The organism is Thermococcus sp. LS2, assembly GCF_012027375.1.
GTDB lineage: Archaea > Methanobacteriota_B > Thermococci > Thermococcales > Thermococcaceae > Thermococcus_B.
In genome coordinates, this window is the sequence record NZ_SNUI01000006.1 from 32,330 (window position 1) to 48,496 (window position 16,167).

A 16,167-nucleotide genomic window follows, 5' to 3' on the forward strand; every position below is an offset into this window, starting at 1 on the left:
AAATCTTTTTTAGCTCAAATAATCAAAAAAGAAAAAGTTCATTCTAAGCTGAGGTTGAATTTCTCAGCTTGCTCTAGGACATATTCTCTGATTTCTCTTGCTTTGGGCAGTTCTGCGACTATTTCACCGTTCTCAATGAGAGGCTTTAAGAGTGGCTCTACTTTTGCTCCACATATTGGACAGCGTTCAAGCTTCTTATTTGCTGGAACTTTATGGTAGTGTCCGTTTTCGCACCTATAAACTTGCTTCCTTCCGCTTAACTTGCCGCGCTTGGTTATTGGTTTTCCTTCTATCTCCACAATGTCAAGGGAGAAGTCAACGGGCTTTGCTGAAGCTATTGAACCACCAACTCCAAAGGCATCAGCAACGTCCACAAGCTCTTTTATGCTTTCTTCATCAAGTCCACCGCTGAGGAAAATCTTAACATGACTGTATCCCCTTAAGTCAAGCTCCCAGCGAACCTCTTCAACTATTCTCCTAAAGTTTCCTCTTCTTGAGCTTGGAGTATCCAATCTAACCGCTACTAATTTTTCTCCCAAAGCTTCTGCAGCCATTAAAGCCTCAAACTTCTCATCGCAGAGCGTATCAACAAGTGCAACCCTTGGAACCTCAGGTTCAATGACTTCATCGAAGTACTTCCATGCTTTAACCTGATCTCCAACTACTAAAATCAATGCATGGGGCATAGTTCCTACAGGCTTTTCTCCTATAAGTTCAGCCCCCAAAACACCGCTAACTCCATCACAGCCGCCAATGAATGCAGCTCTATCTATCATCGGCGCAATTGCTGGATGCATGTGCCTAATACCGAAGCTGTAAACTGGTTTGAACTTTACAGCGATTTTAGTTCTCAAAGCTGCAGTTGCTATTCCGCTTGCCTGGCTCAGCATTCCAAGCAGAGCAGTTTCATAAATTCCAAACTCTTTATAGTAGCCCTCAATTTGAAGGACTGGTTCATATGGGTGGAAAATCGTTCCTTCAGGCATAGCATAAACGTTTATGGGCAAACCCTCTAAGAGCTTTGCAACTTCCTCAATTCCCGCTAGAACCCCCCACTTCCAGCCGTGTGGAAGAGAAGTAGTGCTTACATCAGCAAAAACTTTCCTGTGAATTCCCTTTGCTTCAAGAATTGTTTTTGTTCTTATGAAGTAAACATCAGTCGTTTTTCCAGCTTTTATGTCCTCCTCATGAGCTATATGGAAATCTCTCATTTTATCACCTCCAATGTTTAATTTTTACCAATATTTGAATTTAGCGTTTTTGGTGGACAAAAATGGGAAATTTAATATAAGTGAACAACATACGGGAGATTAATATCAAAAACACCCATTTAGCGAAAACTGGGATCCTTGGCTCGTTAAGCTGGAGGCTGAGGAGATTCAAAAGCCAGCACAAGAAGACGAGACAGAACCTGCAAAGGAAATAGTGAGAAGCGCTGCAAAAGAATTTTGTAGCCAAAATCATTAAATTACTCCCCAATTAATTTGACTCAATGTAGGGGTCAAAATGAGAGTGTACATAATCTACGATACAAAGAGAGGCTCTACAGAAATGATAGTTAAATGGATGAGTGATGCCATTAAAGATGAAGCTGACGTAAGGCTTATGAGGGTCTTTGAAGTCGACAGCTTAGAGGAATGTGACTTCATAATCGTTAGGAGCCCAATCTATTACGAGAGGCCTTTGATTTTCATAATGTATTCTAGACCTAGAACTTACAACAATGCAGTTGATTTCGTGTGTATTTACTACTAATATTAAAAACTAGGTAATGCACAAGTATATATAAGTTCACGTAAAAAAGTTGTCGTCCGACCTATGATTAGTAACATTGATTGCTCTTGAGTTTGATAGTTCAAGGATAGGCCATAGTGATGGGAGACAATTTTGAAAAATCCTAGGAACTTTGTTTGCTGACTTCGGAAAAAGATTATTCTATACATGGGAAGACAATCACGTTGATCTACAGCACTCAGTATTACTATATATCTTATGATTTTGATAATAGTTATTCTGAGCAACAAAGAACACTTTGGGGATTTGTCGATTCATAATGCTGTTATAAACTACAAGAATAGTTCTCGTGTTAGAGTTTACTCTGCTGGTGGAGAAGTCTGGCATCGTGATGTTCTTGCCGTTGTAACATTGTATCTGAAAGTCCTCCAGAGTGATGGGAGCCCTGTCATTGGGCCGATTAGGATAATAGTCTTCGATAAAGAAAAGCAACATTCTTGGAATATGATAAACGGATTTATTTAATACTATCTAAGGCCAGGATAGTTGAGCACAATTCTTAGACAAAATTTGAGCAGCCCAACTTATGAGAGCTAAGCAAGATTATTTTTGCCAGTCTTCATTTAGACATGCTCCTAAAGGAGCTTTCAATGTTAACTACCATTATAATTATCCTCCATCCAATTTGAGTTCCGTTTTCGCTAAAATGAGGCAGGATTTTCATGCCAACATGTTTATATCTTCTTTTAAAGTTTTCAGCTAACTCCTCGACTATTGCATGTAATTCTCTTTTATCAATTGTTATGTCATTTATTATAGATTCAAGTATTTTTCATAGGCTCTTACCTCCATTAATTTGCTAAAAGCATTTCCGATTCCACTTAACTTCCACACAGAACCATTAAATCATGAATTCTTGTACCGTTTTGTGATTAATCAAAGATGAACAAAAATTTAAAAGAAGAAACAATGCAAGATCCTTACCTTAATAGTATCCTGTTTAACTTTCCACTTTTGAATCCTTCCAAGTCAATAGATACAAATGAAAATCCTAGAGTTTTCAACTGAGCAACTATTTCATCCCTTTCTCTTAAAGCTTTTTCAAGATCATCTACCTCAATTAAAGCAGCGTTATAGGGGAAGTATCTGACTCTAACATCCCTGAAACCTAAGCCTTTTAAGAATTCTTCTGCTTTCTCTACAGTCTCCACTCTTTCCTTAGTTAAACCAAACCCATAAGGAAACCTGGAACACAAACAAGCCATGCTTGGTTTGTTCCACGTAGGGAGTCCTAGTAACTTGGAATACTTTCTGATTTCCTCTTTCGTTACTTGGAATTCTATAAAAGGATGCCAAATTCCATCCTCAGTTGAGGCTTTCACTCCAGGCCTATAATCTCTCAGGTCAGAGTAATTTAGTCCATCTGCTATTATTTCGAATCCTTTCTTTTCGGCCCAGTTCTTAACTATGGCATCTCTAAGCTTCCTGCAGAGATAGCATCTATTCGGGGGATTCTCTATTAAGTGTTTACTCTTTAGCTCATCAATCTTTATAATTTCGTGCTTAATCCCTATTAATGTAGCTAATCTTTTTGCTTCTTTGATTTCACTCCTAGGTATTACTGGAGAATCTATAGTTACTGCAATAGAATTCTCACCTAGAGCATCATAGGCTAACTTGGCTAAAAGCGTACTATCAACTCCTCCAGAGAACATCACTACTATTTTTCTTTTATCCTTGATCGCTTCCTTTATTCTCTCCAGCTTCTCCAATTTTATCCCTCCTTATTGCCCTAAGAATTCTGATGGCTCCAGCTGCAGCTCCAATTGTATTACCTATATTGACCACTAAAATCCCTGGAACACAACTTTGGAGCATAGTAGTCAATGCTCCTTCTCCTTTTCCTCCAAATCCATACCCAACTGGCGTTGGTACAGCTATAATTGGTAGATGTGTCAGTGAAGCTATCAAAGTTGGCAATACTCCTTCCATTCCAGCAAAGACAATCAAAAGATCCGCTTCTTTCATGCGTTTCAGGCTTAAAAATGGCCTGTGGATCCCAGCAACACCTGAGTCATAAGACTTAATGATCCTAACACCAAGCTCTTCTAGAATTAGAGCGCATTCTTCAGCGTATGGTATATCTGAGGTTCCAGCGGTAATGATTCCAACAGTACCAAGGGTCCTATGAATGTGTTTACCTTTTCTTATTGCCATCAGTCTTCCAGCCTTCTTTATTTCAAACTTTGAAAATCTTTCTCTTAGAGCATTTTCCTTTTCAGAGTCAACATTTGAGATAAATACTATGTCCTTTTTTTCTAAAACTTTGCCCACTATACTTAGTAGATGTTCAGTCATTTTACCTTCTGCAAATATCACTTCGGGGAATCCAATACGTTTTTCTCTCTCCAAGTCAAGTAAGAAACTTTCGCTTTCTTCATAAAATAGTTTTAAGATTTTTTCCTTCACTTCTTCTTCGTTAAGTTCTCCTCTTTTGTAAGATTTCAGAAGTTCCTCGAGCATTTTTCTTCCCCAATTAGTCTTTATTCATTTACGTTTATGTATTTTTCTTAGTATTTAGGGCATTCAAAGATTCTTTCGCCTTTTCATAGACCATGTTGTATATTGTTTTCAACGGTTTTCCACTTCTTTCTGCTATCTCTTTACATGACTCATATTCAGGAGCTATGTTGACAATTTGGGAGTTATATTTTGCTATTTTTACCCTTGCTTTGCCATATCCAGTTTCGACTTCTATTATTTCCCTTTGAGCTTCAATCTTCTCAGGATAGAAGACTCTAACGCCTATGCTGGTAGTCTCCTTCATTATAATGCCAATAATTTCGTCTTTCTTATCTATAGGACATATTACCGAGATTTTTACGCCAGGTCTATTTTTTTTCATATATATTGGCGTGTAGGATACATCTAATGCTCCGTTTTCAAAAAGTTTCTCCATAACATAACCATAAAATTCTGGGTTCATGTCATCTATGTTTGTTTCTATAAGTGCCACCCTCTTAGTTCTTGACATATTATCGTCTACTAAAAACCCAAGATATCCTCTGAGAACGTTGGGAATTTCTAAATCTCTATCTCCTGCACCATACCCTACCCTTTCAACCCTAAGATTTATTGACCCAAATCCGTCAACTAATTCACTTAAAATTAATGCTCCAGTGGGAGTAACCAATTCAGATTTTATACTTGGGTCTATGTGTATGGGGATTCCTCTAAGTAGCTCTGCCGTTGCTGGGGCTGGAATGGGATATTTTCCGTGTTCTATCTCCACAAAACCTGTGCCGACATTAACTATTCCACAGTAGACTTTTTCAACATTAAGGAGTTTAAGCCCTACAATTGCTCCGACAATTTCAATTATGGCATCAATAGCACCCACTTCATGAAAGTGTAGCTTTTCTTTGGGAACTCCATGTATTTTGCTTTCTGCCTCTGCAAGTTTTTCAAACATTTGTTTGGCTTTTTGTTGTATCGGTTCATCAAGTCTGTCTAAAATGGCATATACATCAGAAAGATGCATGCCATGGTGGTGATGGAAAGTAAGATGCTCTTCATGATGCTCCTTTTCAGGTACTAAAACCTTAACACTAGTAGCACTAATTCCTCTCTTGTTAACTTTTTCAACTTTTAGCTCGTATTCTACATTTAACCTGTCAAGCTCCTTTTTTAACTTTGAAACATCCAACCCCAAATCTACCAGCATCCCGAGGAACATATCTCCTGCAATTCCAGAGAACGGGTCTAAGTAGAGTACCCTAGTCAACGCGAACCCTCCTCAAAAATTTAGTAATAAAGAACAATAGGGGATCACGATATCACCTACTCATCAACATACGCGGTTACACTTCCAAGCCCATCTCCAAATTCTGCCTGAATGACGTCTCCTTCCTTAATGTTTATAGCAGCCACTAGTGAACCGGATAAGATGAGCTCTCCTTTCTTAAGAGCGATTCCATACTCCGAGAGCTTGTTGGCTAACCATGCTACAGCATTTGCTGGGTTGCCCAAGACTGCTGCTCCAGCAGCTGTCTGGACGATTTCTCCATTCTTCCTGACTACAACCCCAACAGTTCTAAGATCCAAGCCAAAGACATCTTTCATTGGACTTCCAAGGATTACACGACCTATTGATGCATTGTCCGCAATTGTATCCTGTATTTTTATCTTCCAGTTCTTAATCCTACTGTCTATAATTTCAAACGCCGGGATTACTCCCTTAGTGGCACTTAGAACATCAGCTACGGTTATCCCAGGACCTTCTAGATCTTTTTTCAGTATGAAAGCTATTTCAACTTCTATTTTTGGCTGTATTAATTCAGAAAGCCTAATCGGGAAGCCTTCCTCAATAATCATTCTGTCTGTAATGTGACCATAATCTGGTTGATATACTCCAAGCGCTTCTTGCATTCTTTTGCTTGTTAGCCCAATCTTTTTGCCAATTATTCTCTCCCCTCTCTGTTTCTTCATCTCTATAACTTTCAGCTGTATCTTGTATGCATCTTCTATTGTTAAGTCATACCTCTCACTTATGGGCTCTATTGGACTGCGCTTGTCCTCAGCTTTTATGAGCTCTTGGGCAATTTTTAAAATATCCTTCTCATCAAGCATGCATACCACCCCCTCTTTTCAACAGCCTTTCCCTTAACTTTGATGCGAGCAAATTTGCAAGGTATTCCTTATCATAGTTCCCCTTTTCTAGTTCCGGGATAAGGACATCTAAACATTCTCTAACTTCCTCATTTGGGCCCGGGAGATTTATAATAAGAAACTCTCCTACTTTCCCTACTCCTATTTTTACCCCCGCCTTGGCATGTCTTCCAGTACCTTTTTGATAGTGCACGATATAAGGGGTAGCTGCGCTTGGATCTATCCTTTTCGTAGCTTCCACGGTTTTATCTTTCTCCTCAGCCCCAACTCCCCCAGTGGTTATAATGATGCCGTACCCTTCATATATAGCACTCTCAATTGCATTTGCTATTGCCCTTTCATCGTCCTCAACCGGTGGTGAGACGTCCACCTCATAGCCAAGCTCCTCGAATTTCTCCTTGATTAGCGGACTGTTGGTATCCTGAATAATTCCCGCTACAACTTCATTTCCGGTGGGAATTACTTTAACTCTCTTCATGAGTTTCTTTTTGATCTCATCGACAATCTCCTGACTTCGCTTAATAACTTGTTGTACGTCTTCCTCTTCTAGGCTTATCATTCCCAAAATTCCTTCTGAATGGATCGATGTTTTTTCAGTCACTACTACTCCCTCTACCTTAGAAAGTTCTTCTAGAAGGAGCTTCTCTTTTCCAGCAAACTGCTCCATGTTCAAAGTTTCTCGGAGGATGTCAAGAGTTATGTGATCTGGCCCTGCATCGACAACAAAGACTTCATTTTCATCCAGCTCTAGACACCTAGCAACTACCTTTGAAATTTCCCCTAAGTTTGCACCCTGAAGCTTTATGTTGGTTATCCAAAGCTCAGTTTTTCTAATTAGATTAACTTCCACTTGATTCACCCTCCCTGTGAACTTCCACCACGTCTAAACGAACATCAAGAAGAGGAGCATCTATCACAGCCCTTCCGATATCGAGTATATCTACATCTTCCCTTGTTAGGAGAGGAATTTGAGAGAGCGTAACACCCCCTGCAAATGCCACTTTTACTCTTTCTCTAACCCCATTCTGCCGCAAGGTTTGCGTAACTTTTCTTAAATCTTCTACATTACCCGTATCAACCATTATAATATCGGCTCCAGCTAGTACAGCCTCTATGGCCTCCTCCTCTATGCTCTTTGTTTCTCCCTTGAGTTGAACAACCTTTGTTCCCGGTAAGCTTTTCACAGCTTCTAAGGCTTGCCTTATTCCCCCAAATATTCTTACATAATTTTTATCAAGGTATATAAAAGGGTGCTCCGCAATTCTGGTTTTCACACCGCCGATAGAAGCTGCTATTCTCAGCTTGCGTTTTACTTCAGGAAGAACTTTTTTCCACCCTCCTGAGACTATTGTAATCTTTTTATCGGCCAACTTAACGGCATTTCTAGCTACAGTAGCAACTCCCGAGGGCTTTGAGATTATTCCGAGGAGTGTATCTTCTGCAATTGCAATTTGTTTGGGTTTTCCTTCTATTTTCACAATAATATCGCCAGGTTTAACCTCACTCCCCTCCTCGACCGCATAGAGAACGTTCACGCCGATCTCCTTTGCTTTTTCTTTTAGCTCTTCTATTCCCACTATCACTCCCGGCACAGTTGCAGTAATAACTGCAACAACCCGAGTATTCTCCTCATTCCTGAAAATTTCGTTCCTAATGTCCTGACCCATTATTTAATCCCCCAAGATAATCCCAAATTAAAAAAGTTTGGGAAAATACAAAGGCAGTCAGTCTAGATTTCTCTGCTTCATCCACTTTGGCATTAGCTCTTTTTCAACCTTCTCTGAAACTTCAGGTGCCTTTTCAAGAAGCTCCTCTGCAAGTGACTTGCTGAGGTTGATACCTCCTCCGACACCATCAAAGATCAATATCTTGTCAGTATCTGCAAACTTCTGTGCAAACTCCAATGCAGAGTCGAGATCCTCTGCTATCACAGCGTGCTTCATGAATTCAACATTCTGTGGATCTCTCCTAAACACTTCAGCTTGGTGCTCTCCAACTACGATTGTTGGCAGGTGCTTTGCCCAGAAGACGCTTGGATATCCTCCCCATGCATAGTTAATTATTAATGCCTTTATTGCCGGGTTTACTGGGGGAATCTCCGGCAACAGTGGCTTGTCATTCTTACCGTAGAATGCTTCTGTGTACCATGTGTAACCCGGAAGAGGCCGATCAAGATCAAAGATATCAATGTTCTTTCCTGCCGCCGAGAAGTTGGCGAAAATTACCCCTCCAGCGAACACATACGGAATTGGAGCCTGGAAGTCTAGTATAACAATCGTCTCGTCTATCTGGCTGAGCAGTGTTATGATCTTTCCGTAGTACTTAAAGTTGAAGAGTGTAAGCCTCTTATTGAGTTCATAGAGGTCGTTGTCGGCATCAACACCTGCTATTCCGCCTGGGAATGGAACGAGGAATGATGCAAAAGTCCACTTCTTCTGGACAAACGGTGACTCAAAGATCGCTCTAGCTACAAAGTTTGCGCCCCTTGGACCTAAGTTTTGGTGGTATGTTGATCTTGTCTCTATTCTCGCATAAGACATACCGAAGGGTTTTACAGCTCTATCGACGTGTCTGTGGAAGTGAATTTCTCTAACATCGCTATTGTGTGCATGCACTATATGGTCAGCATCGTATGCTGCTCTAATTCCATATAGAGTTCCTATTTTAGTTTCAATTGGAACTCCCGCGTCTATTGGAGCAATGCCTTTAGCTTTTCCATTGAAGTACTTATCTAGACCATGTCTCTTAATATGCTCATCAGCCTCCCTGAATCTAAGTCCAACTCCTACTCTGAGCCTCACATCAACATCTTTTATCTTCTCCTCTAAAAAGTCCTTGATTGTTCTAATCATTTCTGCATATGGGGCCCCTCCAAGTATCGTGAATCCATGGTGAGAACCAAGAATGTTTACACTCTCACCGGGCTTTATCATGCTTATGTCAACCTTTTCAAGAGCATTCCATGTGGCTTCTCTCACGGCTTCAAGGGTTTCTGGTTTGTTAGGATCATAAATTGACTCTGGGAAATCTGGAAAGAGATCCTTCATATGTACTGAAACTATATCTGGCAGTTCACTCGCTCTCTTTTTGATGGTTTCAGGGGCAGGCCCATATACCGAGGGTATTGGAGGCAGAGGCTTTATAGGTGGGTGAAACTCCCCACACATATCTTTTCACCTCCCATCAGGGATCATCCGCCAACAATTTCTCCAATAGGGCTTTATCTTCCTTAAATCTATACTTCGCATACTCTGGGTTCTCAAAGAGATCTTGGGGAATCTCCCATACAGTTGCAGTTCTTCCATACCACTGCCATCCACCCTTTGGAGGCTCTGGCTTGTATCCTGCAGCTTCTAAGAGCCTCAGAATTGGCTGGATGCACTCAGTCTTACAACCGGTTCTAGCACCGGTCAGTCTAGAGACATATTCAGGAGTCTTAGCACCATGGAAGAGAATTGCAGCAGCAATCTCCTCAGCTCTTGTTCCAGTACAGAAGCAGACAACCTGTTCTGGATGGATCCTAGCTTTTTTGCACAACTCTTTAACTTTTTGGTACTCCTCTTCACTTAGTCCTTCCACCTTCACACCTATTACCTTTGGCTGCTCAAGCATGACTAGTGTAATTGCGTCAAAGGGACAGCGGTCAAAGCATGCTCCGCAGCCAACACAAGTTTCTATATCAACGTGGGCTTTTCTGTCTTCTCCGACCTTAATAGACAAAGTTGGACACACTCTTTCACATATCGTACATCCCGTACATTTCTCCTCGTCTACTTTTGCTTGTGCAACCACATATCTTGTCATTTCCCACCCACCCCCTTCGTGGGGCATATAAATGGTTAAAAACAAAAGTTCACAAATATTTATCAACAATTTCAATAAATTCTTTTTTGCTTAGTGGGCCTTTCTTTAGTAGGCTTCTTTCTTTTACGTCGTCTAGGATTTTTAGAACCACTTCATCATTGTATTCTTTTATTCCAATATCTTCTAACATGTGTTCTATAGTTGCCTTTCCTGACTTTTTACCTAGTACTATTTCTGGTTCACTTCTACCTACTAAGTCCCATCTGTATGGGAACATTTCTAGTGGATAATTGTCCTTGACATTGTACCACCACTCAGCTATGATTCCAGATTCTACTCTAAATGCATTTTTCCCTACAACTGCTTTTTGTGGAGGTACTGGAACTCCAGAACGACTCTCCACTGCTCTAGAGAGATCAAAGAGTTTGTCTAGTTTTACATTGGTGTCTACGTTTAAGAAAAGTTTCAGAGCTAGCACTATTTCCTCCAAGGGCGTATTGCCACATCTCTCTCCAATGCCATTAACAGTCACGTGAACTACTTCCGCTCCCGCATAAACTGCAGCTAAACTGTTAGCTGTAGCCATGCCTAAGTCATTGTGAGCATGGATTTCTATTGGCACATCTATTGTCTCTTTTACTTTTCTTACTAGTTCCATTATTGCAAATGGACTACAAGCGCCAAACGTATCAGCTAAAGTCAAAGAGTCCATGTCATTTTCGACAGTTTTTAATACTTTTTCAAAGAATTCCCATTCTGCTCTAGTCGCATCGATTGTGAAAAATGTCACATACAATCCATGCTCTTTTGCATATCTAACAGCCTCTGCAGCTCTCTCTATTGCCTTGTCTAAATCCCACTTGTATGCTGTTTTTATTATATGCGCACTTGAAGGAAGTTCCATTACAATTCCTGGAACATCGCACTCCAATGCTAAGTCTACATCTCTTTTTAGACATCTTGCAAAGGCAAAAATGTCTGCATTAAGACCTAATTTAGTGAGTTCTTTTAAGGCTTCTTTATCCTCTTTTGACACAACAGGCATTCCAGCTTCAATTCTATCAACGCCTGCTTCGTCAAGAAGTATAGCTAGTTTAATTTTGTCTTCTTTTCCAAATGTTATCTCCGGTTGTTGCTCTCCATCTCTAAGTGTAGTGTCATGTATCAAAACTTTTTTTGGGGCTTTAGAGTTCTTCAAGATTTCTTCAGCATAGTTGTATAGGCTTACAAACCAGTTCTCATTTTTCCAAGGTCGTTCCTCCATGTCATTACCCCTCCTAATAGTCTGCTCTTCCTCCAGTAATGTTAAAAGCTTGGCCAGTAATGAAATTCACCGCCTCTGATGCTACTAAAAACGCAACTAAATCAGCTACCTCTTCTGGCTTTCCTAACCTTCCAAGGGGAATCTTACTCTTCAGAAGTTCTATCTGCTCCTCAGGCAAACCCTCTAATAGTGGGGTCTTAATAAGAGCTGGACAAACGGCATTAATTCTAATATTATATTGTAGTACCTCTCTTGCTACTGCCTTTGTAAATCCAATGACTCCGTGCTTTGCTGCACAATAATGTGCCATATTGGGATTTCCTTCCTTCCCTGCTACAGAGGATATATTTACTATTCTTCCAAAATTCTGCTTAATCATATATGGCAAAACTGCTTTGGTAACTAAGAATGTTCCTTTTAAGTCGACAGCGATGACTTTGTCCCACTCTTCTTCAGGTAGTTCTACAACTGGCTTTGCTGCTCCTGTTATCCCTGCATTGTTGACTAAAATGTCTATTTTGCCGAAATCCTCTATTATACTGCTGATCATCTCGTTTACTTCTTCAGAGTTGCTTACATCGGCCCGATAATATTTTACTCGCACACCCTCCTTTCCTATTGTTTCCAAACATTGTTGCACAATCTCAGAATCTTCAGGAACTATGTCGTTTATAGCGATATTTGCACCCAACTCAGCTAAGCGTTTTGCTATGGCAAATCCTATCCCTCTAACAGATCCAGTTACAAGAGCTACTTTACCAGACAAATCCCAACATCCAGATTTAATCTTCTCAGCACTCATTAAGCCACCCCCCGTTCATTGGTCTTGAATAGCCTTTTGTCTAAGGGTTTTCCAATCGTCATATTCGACTATCAAAGAGACCAAACTACCAATAACTAAAGCCCAAAATGGAGCCCCTATCTTGAATATTGTGATTCCTGAGGCACCTGTGACAAATGCAAAGAATGCACCCCATTGAAACTTACCCTTAGCTTCTACTCCGAAAGCTCCATGGAATCCACGAAGAAGGACCCCTACCATTGTAATACCAGCGATAAAGCTGATCAAGGCCCTCGGCATTGCATTTATAAATGCCACGGCTGCGGGTGCTATTAATCCAAAGGAACCAAAGAATACTCCGTTCCAGAAAGAAGCAGCATACCTCTTTTCTGGATCTTCGTGAGCCTCCTCAGAAGAACACATAGCTGTCATAGGACCTGCTATGTTAGCATTATGTCCACCAAAGAAAGAAGTGACCATTCCCCCAATTCCACTCAAAATAGCTATTCCATTTATTGGGACTGGAGTGTTTTTAGGTATCTTGTCGTAACCTTGTGCTATGAGGATTCCTATTGCCTGTACGTTTTCGGCAAATAACACCATAAGTGCTAGAGGTATTGAAATGGATAACATTGCAGACCACGAGAATTTTGGCATATATACTATTGGGTGAGCTAGTTCAAAATGGAGTCCAGAGAGATTAAGATCACCTGTGAAGTATGCTATGATAAAACCTATAATTATTCCAACGATAGGTCCAGGAAGCCACTTCAGTTTTCCTCTGTGTCTGAACCCTTCTACTATCAGGACAGCAATCAGTGCAGGTAGTATCACAGTAGGAGAACTTGTCAGGTACTTAATCATTCCAATACCGAATCTTAACAGTACTCCAGTAATCATGCCCATCATTATTGGCATTGGGATAGACCTAATTAATTTACTTAATTGCCCACTTAAACCAATAAGCAATACTATTAAACCTGCAATGAAATACGCTCCAGCAGCTTCTTCTGGAGAGAAATACCCGAGAGTTGCCCCAAGCATTGCTGCACCGGGGATTGTCCATGCACCTGACATGGGCTTTTTCCATCTAAGCGAGAGAACTATACCAAGCAAAGCTCCGAAGAAATACACAGCAAAAATCCATGATGCTATTTGAGCATCGCTCCATCCTGCCTGCTTGCCTGATTCATAAATTATGAGGGCTGGTCCAGAACATCCAAAGAGAGCTGCTGAAAGTCCAATTCCTACTGTAGATACAGTAGTACTTTTTGGCAAGTCTTTTAAACTTTCCTTAAAACCAACTCCAGGTTCCCAAACAGTGTTCAACCATTGCTTAATGGACACCATCGGTCTCACCCTATCCTCAATGTCTTTAATTTTACATTGATGGATATTATCATTATTCTTTTTAAGTTTTTTTGTTTAATGAAATATTGTTTCATACTTTGGAACAAAAATAAGTCCGTTTACACCCCCCATACACTTGTTAAACAGATATCTCGCACACCTAGTGCTGTTACGCAATCTCTAATGCTAGGTAACAACAGGAGTAACATTAGTTTTCTCAAGTCTTTACTTTTTATATTCATTGAACATTATTATTTAGAAATTTTAGGTAAGTGCTTGGAGTATGTATATATTATGTTTTTTTGTTCCAAAGTATGAAACAATGTTCCATTATACGAAAAATTTAAAAGGTAAAATAACATAGCAATCTAACGAGGTGGGGGTGTTTTCTATGAGTTTCGGGAGATTATTTGAACCAATTAAGATTGGGAAGGTGACTGTTAGAAACAGAATAGTTATGCCGCCAATGGTAATGTGCTATGGAGGGCCAAATGGAGAAGTCACCGAGCAGACAATTGCCCACTATGAAGCAAGAGCAAGAGGAGGAGTTGGACTTATCATAGTCGAAGCAACCTGCGTTCACCCATCAGGAAAAGGCTTTGAAGGCGGCTTAAGCATTCACACAGACTCTCATATCCCCGGATTTGCGAGACTTACAGATGCCGTGAAAAAACACGGTACCACCATAGCTCTTCAAATATTCCATGCTGGAATCCAAGCCCACGTAGAGCAACCAGTTGGCCCAAGTGCAATAGGTAGGAAAATTGTCCCCCCCGTTAGAACACCAAGAGAACTCACTACAGAAGAAGTTGAACAAATGATTGAAGCATTTGTCAAAGCCGCTGTTAGAGCAAAGAAAGCCGGTTTTGACATGGTGGAAGTCCACGGAACTCACGGCTACTTAATATGTGAGTTCCTCTCACCGCTCACAAACAAAAGAACTGACAAATATGGAGAGGATAAAGTCCTCTTTGCTGAAGAAATCGTTAGGCGCATTAAGGAGAAATGTGGCAAGGACTTTCCAGTAATATTCAGACTCTGTGCTGATGAATTCCTTGAGGGCGGTATAACTATTGAATACGCTAAGGAAATCGCGAAGAGACTTGAGGAAGCTGGAGTGGATGCCTTCGATATAACCGGAGGAAATTACGACACTTGTGACCATATTATTCCACCAGTCTACTATGATAAACAAGGATACTTCTTCGAGCTTGCTGCAGAAATTAAGAAAGTTGTTAGTGTCCCTGTTATAAGTGGTGGATTCATAACAGATCCGGAGGTTGCTGAAAAGGCCATTAAAGAAGGAAAGGTCGACATGGCCTTTGTTGGCAGACAGCTCTTGGCTGACCCAGAATGGCCGAACAAGGTGAAACATAGTGAGCTTGAGGACATAAGGCCATGTATCGCATGTAACGAAGGATGCATTCATAGGATATTCAACGACAGGCCAGTTGTCTGTGCAGTTAATCCACTAAAAGGATTTGAGTATAGATACCTCTCAGAAAATGAGATTCCCAGAACTAGTGAAGCGAAGAAGATTCTTGTCGTTGGTGGAGGAGTTGGCGGATTAGAGTTCGCTAGGGCTGCAAAGCTTAGGGGACACAACGTTATAGTAGTTGAGAAGTCTGATAAGCTTGGAGGACTACTGTGGCTAGCAGGGGCACCAGAGTTCAAGAGGGAAAGGATGCAGCGCCTCATCAAGTGGTATGAGAGGCAGATGAAGAAGTTAGGAATTGAGGTTAAGCTGAAGACTGAAGCGACACCGGAGCTCATTAAGGAGCTCAAACCAGAGGTCGTTGTCTTAGCTACGGGTTCAGAACCTATAGTTCCGCAAATTCCAGGGGTTGAGTATGCGGTGCTTGCTGATGATGTGCTTAGTGGAAAGGCAGAAGTAGGAGAGAAGATTGTCATTATCGGTGGTGGAATGGTTGGTTGTGAATTGGGAATAGAGCTTGCCAAGAAAGGAAAGAATGTCACAATTGTCGAGGCTCTTGATACAATAGTTCCGAATGAGCCGGCAATCAATCAGATGGCCATTAACAAACTTCTTGCAAAGTACAATGTTGGAATTAGGACTGGAAGTCCAGTAATTGAAATTCGCAAGGGAGAGGTTGAGATGGTTGATAGACTTGGCAGGAGAACAGTTCTCGAAGCGGATACAGTAATTCTTGCAGTTGGAAGGAAAGCTCGTGTGGATGAGAAGCTTCTGGAAGCAGCTAAAGAAGTTGCCAAAGACGTCTTTATAATTGCTGATGCTAAAGAACCACGCAAAATAATAGATGCAGTAAGAGAAGGATTCTGGACAGCAATTAATATTTAACTTTTTCTAACTATTTTCATCTTTAGGCAATCTTTTGCTTGCCTAGATTGTGGGTTCTTTAGCTCTATATTGAGTTATATTGGTGTCTTTGCACCTTCTTTTGAATGTCTTGACAGTCTCTCTGAAAGGGTTAAGGCGAGTTATCATGTCTGCTAGTGAAATCCAAAAACTGCCTTAAGGCACACTTGCAAGGAAGTTATACGACCTAACAACACGTCATGATAAAGTCCCCCTCCCAAGAACCCC

The 16,167-nt window shown here is 40.7% G+C and carries 15 protein-coding genes; 3 read left to right on the forward strand and 12 right to left on the reverse strand.

Features of this window, described 5'->3' with window-relative positions; translation table 11 throughout:
• Positions 1-38: 38 nt before the first annotated feature.
• Complete coding sequence (locus tag E3E24_RS08700) at positions 39-1,211, reverse strand: nicotinate phosphoribosyltransferase (RefSeq protein ID WP_167915872.1); 1,173 nt, start codon at positions 1,209-1,211, stop codon at positions 39-41.
• A gap of 295 nt (positions 1,212-1,506) precedes the next feature.
• On the opposite strand from E3E24_RS08700, the gene E3E24_RS08705 reads away from it, so the two are divergent.
• Both E3E24_RS08705 and E3E24_RS12680 read left to right on the forward strand, forming a co-directional pair.
• Positions 1,507-1,755 carry a flavodoxin domain-containing protein gene (locus E3E24_RS08705; RefSeq protein ID WP_167915873.1) on the forward strand — a complete coding sequence of 83 codons (249 nt, stop codon included), beginning with the start codon at positions 1,507-1,509 and terminating at the stop codon, positions 1,753-1,755.
• 237 nt (positions 1,756-1,992) lie between these two features.
• Positions 1,993-2,259: a hypothetical protein gene (locus E3E24_RS12680; protein WP_206205328.1), complete on the forward strand. Its 267-nt coding sequence runs from the start codon at positions 1,993-1,995 to the stop codon at positions 2,257-2,259.
• Positions 2,260-2,714: 455 nt separating this feature from the next.
• Here E3E24_RS12680 and larE read toward each other — a convergent pair whose 3' ends face one another.
• The 11 genes from larE to E3E24_RS08765 are packed head-to-tail and all read right to left on the reverse strand — an operon-like array spanning position 2,715 to position 13,601.
• Complete coding sequence (gene larE / locus E3E24_RS08715; protein ID WP_167915874.1) at positions 2,715-3,506, reverse strand: ATP-dependent sacrificial sulfur transferase LarE; 792 nt, start codon at positions 3,504-3,506, stop codon at positions 2,715-2,717.
• On the reverse strand, positions 3,466-4,257 hold the full coding sequence (larB, locus tag E3E24_RS08720; protein ID WP_167915875.1) for a nickel pincer cofactor biosynthesis protein LarB: 792 nt from the start codon (positions 4,255-4,257) through the stop codon (positions 3,466-3,468). Before larB ends, larE begins: the two co-directional genes overlap by 41 nt.
• A 34-nt stretch (positions 4,258-4,291) precedes the next feature.
• Positions 4,292-5,518 carry a nickel pincer cofactor biosynthesis protein LarC gene (larC, locus tag E3E24_RS08725; RefSeq protein ID WP_167915876.1) on the reverse strand — a complete coding sequence of 409 codons (1,227 nt, stop codon included), beginning with the start codon at positions 5,516-5,518 and terminating at the stop codon, positions 4,292-4,294.
• A 56-nt stretch (positions 5,519-5,574) separates the two neighbouring features.
• Positions 5,575-6,363 carry a 2-keto-4-pentenoate hydratase gene (locus E3E24_RS08730; protein WP_167915877.1) on the reverse strand — a complete coding sequence of 263 codons (789 nt, stop codon included), beginning with the start codon at positions 6,361-6,363 and terminating at the stop codon, positions 5,575-5,577.
• On the reverse strand, positions 6,356-7,252 hold the full coding sequence (locus tag E3E24_RS13085; RefSeq protein ID WP_167915878.1) for a molybdopterin-binding protein: 897 nt from the start codon (positions 7,250-7,252) through the stop codon (positions 6,356-6,358). Before E3E24_RS13085 ends, E3E24_RS08730 begins: the two co-directional genes overlap by 8 nt.
• Complete coding sequence (locus E3E24_RS08740) at positions 7,242-8,069, reverse strand: hypothetical protein (RefSeq protein WP_167915879.1); 828 nt, start codon at positions 8,067-8,069, stop codon at positions 7,242-7,244. The genes E3E24_RS13085 and E3E24_RS08740 overlap by 11 nt, the downstream gene beginning before the upstream one ends.
• Positions 8,070-8,126: 57 nt before the next feature.
• Entirely contained in the window at positions 8,127-9,569 is a 1,443-nt protein-coding gene (locus E3E24_RS08745) for a hypothetical protein (RefSeq protein WP_167915880.1), read from the reverse strand.
• 16 nt (positions 9,570-9,585) lie between these two features.
• Positions 9,586-10,206: a 4Fe-4S binding protein gene (locus E3E24_RS08750; protein WP_167915881.1), complete on the reverse strand. Its 621-nt coding sequence runs from the start codon at positions 10,204-10,206 to the stop codon at positions 9,586-9,588.
• Between the two features lie 49 nt (positions 10,207-10,255).
• A complete protein-coding gene (locus E3E24_RS08755; RefSeq protein WP_167915882.1) occupies positions 10,256-11,470 on the reverse strand; it encodes a LeuA family protein in 1,215 nt (404 codons plus the stop codon).
• A 13-nt stretch (positions 11,471-11,483) separates the two neighbouring features.
• Positions 11,484-12,272: an SDR family NAD(P)-dependent oxidoreductase gene (locus E3E24_RS08760; RefSeq protein ID WP_167915883.1), complete on the reverse strand. Its 789-nt coding sequence runs from the start codon at positions 12,270-12,272 to the stop codon at positions 11,484-11,486.
• Positions 12,273-12,287: 15 nt separating this feature from the next.
• Complete coding sequence (locus E3E24_RS08765; protein WP_167915884.1) at positions 12,288-13,601, reverse strand: benzoate/H(+) symporter BenE family transporter; 1,314 nt, start codon at positions 13,599-13,601, stop codon at positions 12,288-12,290.
• Positions 13,602-13,992: 391 nt separating this feature from the next.
• Between E3E24_RS08765 and E3E24_RS08770 the strand changes: the two genes are divergently transcribed.
• On the forward strand, positions 13,993-15,921 hold the full coding sequence (locus E3E24_RS08770) for an FAD-dependent oxidoreductase (RefSeq protein ID WP_167915885.1): 1,929 nt from the start codon (positions 13,993-13,995) through the stop codon (positions 15,919-15,921).
• Positions 15,922-16,167: the final 246 nt, after the last annotated feature.